The organism is Pseudomonas sp. NPDC089741, assembly GCF_044748825.1.
GTDB classification, from domain to species: domain Bacteria; phylum Pseudomonadota; class Gammaproteobacteria; order Pseudomonadales; family Pseudomonadaceae; genus Aquipseudomonas; species Aquipseudomonas helmanticensis.
The window spans coordinates 1-5,735 of the sequence record NZ_JBIVGT010000054.1 but is presented as its reverse complement, the minus strand read 5'-3'; the positions used below and the strand labels follow the sequence as shown (position 1 = coordinate 5,735).

5 protein-coding genes and 1 pseudogene are annotated in these 5,735 nt (G+C 58.3%); 1 reads left to right on the top strand and 5 read right to left on the bottom strand.

The genetic code is table 11. The features are described from left to right. Nucleotides 1–262: 262 nt before the first annotated feature. Complete coding sequence (rlmE, locus tag ACIPZE_RS28055; protein WP_008088328.1) at nucleotides 263–892, bottom strand: 23S rRNA (uridine(2552)-2'-O)-methyltransferase RlmE; 630 nt, start codon at nucleotides 890–892, stop codon at nucleotides 263–265. A 101-nt stretch (nucleotides 893–993) separates the two neighbouring features. On the opposite strand from rlmE, the gene ACIPZE_RS28050 reads away from it, so the two are divergent. Next, the gene (locus ACIPZE_RS28050) at nucleotides 994–1,302 is read left to right on the top strand and encodes a YhbY family RNA-binding protein (RefSeq protein WP_129388960.1); all 309 of its coding nucleotides are present in this window, start codon (nucleotides 994–996) and stop codon (nucleotides 1,300–1,302) included. 9 nt (nucleotides 1,303–1,311) lie between these two features. Here ACIPZE_RS28050 and ACIPZE_RS28045 read toward each other — a convergent pair whose 3' ends face one another. The 4 genes and pseudogenes from ACIPZE_RS28045 to ACIPZE_RS28030 all read right to left on the bottom strand — a co-directional run. Continuing rightward, nucleotides 1,312–1,716 carry an MFS transporter gene (locus ACIPZE_RS28045; protein WP_129388957.1) on the bottom strand — a complete coding sequence of 135 codons (405 nt, stop codon included), beginning with the start codon at nucleotides 1,714–1,716 and terminating at the stop codon, nucleotides 1,312–1,314. A gap of 28 nt (nucleotides 1,717–1,744) precedes the next feature. Further along, nucleotides 1,745–2,221, bottom strand: coding sequence for a transcription elongation factor GreA (gene greA / locus ACIPZE_RS28040; protein WP_129388954.1), 477 nt, complete (start codon nucleotides 2,219–2,221; stop codon nucleotides 1,745–1,747). Continuing rightward, entirely contained in the window at nucleotides 2,218–5,439 is a 3,222-nt protein-coding gene (carB, locus tag ACIPZE_RS28035) for a carbamoyl-phosphate synthase large subunit (protein WP_400776637.1), read from the bottom strand. Before carB ends, greA begins: the two co-directional genes overlap by 4 nt. Next, nucleotides 5,439–5,735 (bottom strand): annotated as a pseudogene (locus ACIPZE_RS28030) (hypothetical protein); the annotation flags it as partial. The gene carB and the pseudogene ACIPZE_RS28030, both read right to left, overlap by 1 nt.

Here is a 5,735-nt window from a genome sequence, read left to right as displayed (position 1 = left end):
CTCCAACACCGTCACCCCCACCGCCTCGCTGACCAACCACATTACCAGATTCTTTGGCATCTCTTTGAATGAAATTCCCGCTGACGCAAGCTCCGCTACTGGCGCGCGCTTCGCATGATATTCACCGGCCTAACTTACTACATTACCTACAGCTCTGGCAGGCGCCGTCTGTAACCCTTTGTGAAACACTTTCTACACAATATTCGCTAAAGCGCTCGGGGCGAAATACGAAAAACCTATCACCCCGACAAAAAACCTCGTTTTACTCACTACGTCCGCGATAACCCCAAGCCAACATGTACTGCTCGCGCGAACTCCCACGGGACGAATCCGGCTTGATCATCTGGATCTTGTCGAATTTCTTCCGGGCATCCTTCAGGTACACGTCAAACCCTTCGCCCTGGAAAATCTTGATCACGAAATTACCACCCGGCTTGAGAATCCGCTCGGCCAGATCAAGCGCCAGCTCGCAAAGAAACATGGCTTTGGGCATGTCCACTTCGGGCGTACCACTCATATTGGGGGCCATATCGGAAATCACAAGGTCCACCTGCGAATTACCCACGGCCTCAAGGATCTGCGCGAGCACGGCGTCCTCGGTGAAGTCGCCCTGGATGAAGGTAACGTCGGGGATGCTGTCCATTTCCAGGATGTCCGAAGCGATCAGACGCCCCTGACCACCGATCAGCCGGCTGGTGACCTGCGACCAGCCGCCGGGCGCTGCGCCCAGGTCGACGACGCTCATGCCAGGGCGGATCAGCTTGTATTTCTCCTGGACTTCCAGAAGTTTGTAACTCGCACGCGAGCGGTAGCCATCCTTCTGCGCCTGCTTCACATAGGGATCGTTGACATGTCTTTTCAGCCAACCAAGGCTTGTCTTGGAACGCGCCATTGGGCACCTCGATAATAAGGGTCGTGATTAATTGGGCGGATCCACGAACCCTCGGGTAAAATGGCCGCCATTTTACAGAATCCAGACGAAAGGGTCAGATTATGCCGCTCACTCAAGAGCAGAAGAAACAGTACAAATCCATTGGCCACCATCTGAAACCAGTTTTGACGGTGGCAGACAACGGTTTGACTGAAGGTGTGCTAGCCGAGCTTGAACGCGCTCTAGCGGATCACGAGCTGATTAAAATCAAGCTCAACATCCTCGATCGCGAGTCGCGCCTGGCGCACATTGCAGAACTGTGCAAGGTCGGCAAAGCAGATCTGGTACAGGTCATCGGCAAGATGGCACTGGTTTACCGCAAGAACTTCAGCGCCAACAAGCAGCTGTCGAACGTTCATCGCTTCAAGTGATGACAAGGGTCAAGGGTGTGCTTCGCGCACCCTGCCACTCCACCCCGGAACTGGCTGCAATACCAGCACCACACCGCAAAAGCCCAGAATCAGAAAACTGAACACCAGCCAGTGCTGCGCATCCGGCCAGCCAATACGCACTGCGACATACATCGCACACGCATATAACGCCAGCAACAACACCTGCCCGCGCAAATCCCGCCATAGACTGGCAAGGCCCTCGGCCTGTACCAGCACCAAAGCCTGAAAAATCACGCATGCGGCGGCAAAACCCACCACCAGCACTTCAAATGAACTTGCGACTTCATCGATCAACAGCGGTGCCAGGCCAATTTTGCCCAACACCGGCTGCAGGCCAAGATGAATCAGCCATAGGCCGCCAACCCAGAGCATCTGGGCCAGCTGCCAAAGCATGGCGCCCGCATGCAGCGGGCGCCGACCTTCAGATGTGACGGACTTCGACAATCTCGTACTCGATAACGCCACTTGGCGTTTTCACGGCGACCACATCGCCCTCTTCCTTGCCGATCAAGGCGCGGGCCAGAGGCGAACCGACCGAAATCTTGGCGAGTTTGAAGTCTGCCTCATCCTCACCCACGATGTGGTAAGTGACGCTTTCATCGGTCTCGACGTTGGCGATTTCGACGGTAGTGCCGAAGATCACTTTGCCGGTATGCGGGATGGACGTGACATCAATGATGACCTGATTCTGAATCCGGCCTTCGATATCACGAATCCGCGCTTCAACCATGCCTTGCTGTTCGCGCGCGGCATGGTATTCGGCGTTTTCTTTCAAGTCACCCAGCTCGCGGGCCGTACCGATGTCCTGGCTGAGCTTCGGACGTACGACCTTGGTCAGGTGAGCGTGTTCTTCTTCCAGGGCTTTAGCGCCCTGGACGGTCATTGGGTATTTGATCATGCCTTCAATCCTGCGTGTAGATCCTGCAAGCGGCGCACGGTTTTTTCAGGACCGAACTTCAGCGCTTCACAGATAGCTTCGCCAGCAGCAATGGTAGTGGTGCAGTAAATCTTGTGCTGCAAGGCATTACGACGAATGGAGTACGAATCAGCGATCGACTGACGACCTTCGGTAGTGTTGATGATCAGGGTGACTTCGTCATTCTTGATCATGTCGACCACATGCGGACGACCCTCGGTCACCTTGTTCACACGGCGCACTTTCAGGCCTGCCGCTTCGATCAGCTTGGCAGTACCGGCGGTGGCAACCACTTCGAAGCCCAAGTTGATCAGATCGCGGGCCACGCCTGCAACCAGTGGCTTGTCGTCATCGCGCACGCTGATGAATGCGGTACCGCCGGTCGGCAGCACTTCGCTGGCGCCCATCTGGGCTTTGGCGAATGCTTCACCGAAGGTGTCGCCAACGCCCATCACTTCACCGGTCGACTTCATCTCTGGCCCGAGGATCGGGTCAACGCCAGGGAATTTGGCGAATGGGAACACCGCCTCTTTCACGCTGTAGAAGTTCGGAATGATTTCCTTGGTGAAGCCGATTTCTTTCAGAGTCTTACCGGCCATCACGCGCGCAGCGATCATAGCCAGGGACACACCGATGCACTTCGATACGAACGGCACGGTACGCGAAGCGCGCGGGTTGACTTCGATGACGTAGATGTCTTCGCCCTGCAACGCCAACTGCACGTTCATCAGACCGACAACGCCCAGTTCCAGGGCCATCTTCTTGACCTGCTCGCGCATCTCGTCCTGGATATGCACAGGCAGCGAGTATGGCGGCAGCGAGCACGCGGAGTCACCGGAGTGAACGCCAGCCTGCTCGATGTGCTGCATGATTGCGCCGATGACGACGTCTTTGCCGTCGCAGACCGCATCCACGTCCATTTCGATGGCGCAGTTGAGGAAGTGGTCGAGCAGCACCGGGCTGTCGTTGGACACTTTCACCGCGTCACGCAGATAGCGCTTGAGCTCTTCTTCTTCGTAGACGATTTCCATCGCGCGGCCACCCAGTACATAGGATGGGCGCACCACCAGCGGGTAACCGATCTTGCTGGCGGCACGAATCGCTTCGTCTTCGCTGCGCACGGTGGCGTTTGGTGGCTGACGCAAGTTCAGACGCTCAACCATTTGCTGGAAGCGCTCGCGGTCTTCAGCGCGGTCGATCGCATCAGGGCTGGTGCCGATGATTGGCACGCCAGCCGCTTCCAGGGCACGCGCCAGTTTCAACGGAGTCTGGCCGCCGTACTGGACGATCACGCCTTTCGGCTTCTCGACGCGGCAGATTTCCAGCACGTCTTCCAACGTCACCGATTCGAAGTACAGACGATCGGAGGTGTCGTAATCCGTGGAAACGGTTTCCGGGTTGCAGTTGACCATGATGGTTTCGTAGCCGTCTTCGCGCAGTGCGAGGGCAGCGTGAACGCAGCAGTAGTCGAACTCGATACCTTGGCCGATACGGTTCGGGCCACCGCCCAGGATCATGATCTTGTCGCGGCCCGACGGCGCGGCTTCGCACTCTTCTTCGTAAGTCGAATAGAGGTAAGCGGTGTCGGTGGCGAACTCGGCGGCGCAGGTGTCAACGCGCTTGTAGACCGGGAACACTTCCAGCTTGTGACGGTGAGTCCGCAGGTTCTTCTCGGTCACACCCAGCAGCTTGGCCAGACGCTGATCGGAAAAGCCTTTGCGCTTGAGCTTGTACATCAGGTCGCGGTCGATAGCGGACAGACCGAGGGTCTTGACCTTCTCTTCGTCCTTGATCAGATCTTCGATCTGCACCAGGAACCACGGGTCGATCATGTTCATGGCGAAGATTTCTTCGACAGTCATGCCGGCGCGGAAAGCGTCTGCCACGTACCAGATGCGCTCGGCGCCCGGCACGGTCAGTTCACGCTTGAGTACGCTCATGCTTTCCGGGTTGCTCAGGTCGAGCTTCTCGTCCAGACCGCAAACACCGACTTCCAGACCGCGCAGGGCTTTCTGCAGGGATTCCTGGAAAGTCCGGCCGATGGCCATGACTTCACCGACCGACTTCATTTGAGTGGTCAGACGCGCGTCAGCCTTGGCGAATTTCTCGAAGGCGAAGCGTGGCAGCTTGGTCACGACGTAGTCGATCGACGGCTCGAAGGACGCCGGGGTCTTGCCGCCAGTGATGTCGTTCGACAGCTCGTCGAGGGTGTAGCCCACAGCCAGTTTGGCCGCGACTTTGGCGATCGGGAAACCGGTGGCTTTCGAAGCCAGGGCCGAGGAGCGCGATACGCGCGGGTTCATTTCGATCACGACCATACGGCCAGTGTCGGGGCAGATACCGAACTGCACGTTGGAACCGCCAGTCTCGACGCCGATCTCGCGCAGTACCGCCAGCGAGGCGTTACGCAGGATCTGGTATTCCTTGTCGGTCAGGGTCTGTGCTGGCGCGACAGTGATCGAGTCACCGGTGTGCACGCCCATCGGGTCGAAGTTTTCGATCGAGCAGACGATGATGCAGTTGTCCTTTTTGTCGCGGACAACTTCCATCTCATATTCTTTCCAGCCGATCAGCGATTCGTCGATCAGCAGCTCTTTGGTCGGCGACAGGTCCAGACCACGGGCGCAGATTTCTTCGAACTCTTCACGGTTGTAAGCGATACCGCCGCCGGTGCCGCCCATGGTGAAGGACGGACGGATGATGCACGGGAAGCCGAGGGTTTCGAGAACCGCGTTGGCCTCTTCCATGCTGTGCGCGATACCGGAACGCGGGCACGCCAGGCCGATGGATTTCATCGCCTTGTCGAAACGCGAACGGTCTTCAGCCTTGTCGATGGTGTCGGCGTTGGCGCCGATCATTTCCACGCCGAACTTCTCCAGAATGCCTTCGCGCTCCAGATCCAGGGCGCAGTTCAGAGCGGTCTGGCCGCCCATGGTTGGCAGCACGGCGTCCGGACGCTCTTTCTCGATGATCTTGGCAACGGTCTGCCACTTGATCGGCTCGATGTAGGTCGCGTCGGCCATGTCCGGGTCGGTCATGATGGTGGCCGGGTTGGAGTTCACGAGGATGACGCGCAGGCCTTCCTCCTTGAGGACGCGCAGCGCCTGGGTGCCGGAGTAGTCGAATTCGGCGGCCTGGCCGATGACGATCGGGCCGGAACCGATGACCAGGACGCTCTTCAGGTCAGTTCTCTTGGGCATTACTTCTTGTCCTCAGTCTTGGTGTCGGAGTTCTTCGGCGCGTCGGCGCCCTCAACGGGGTGTGCTGAGTCCACGGGATCCTTGGACTCGTTGGCGTTCTTCCCGTCCCGGGTGCCTTCCATCAGGTCGATGAAACGGTCGAACAGGTAGGCGGCATCGTGCGGGCCGGCCGCAGCTTCCGGGTGGTACTGGACGGAGAATGCCGGGATGTCGAGGCAGGCGAGGCCTTCCACGACGTCGTCGTTCAGGCTGACGTGGCTGACCTCGACGCGGCCGTACCGGGACTCCGGAGCCTG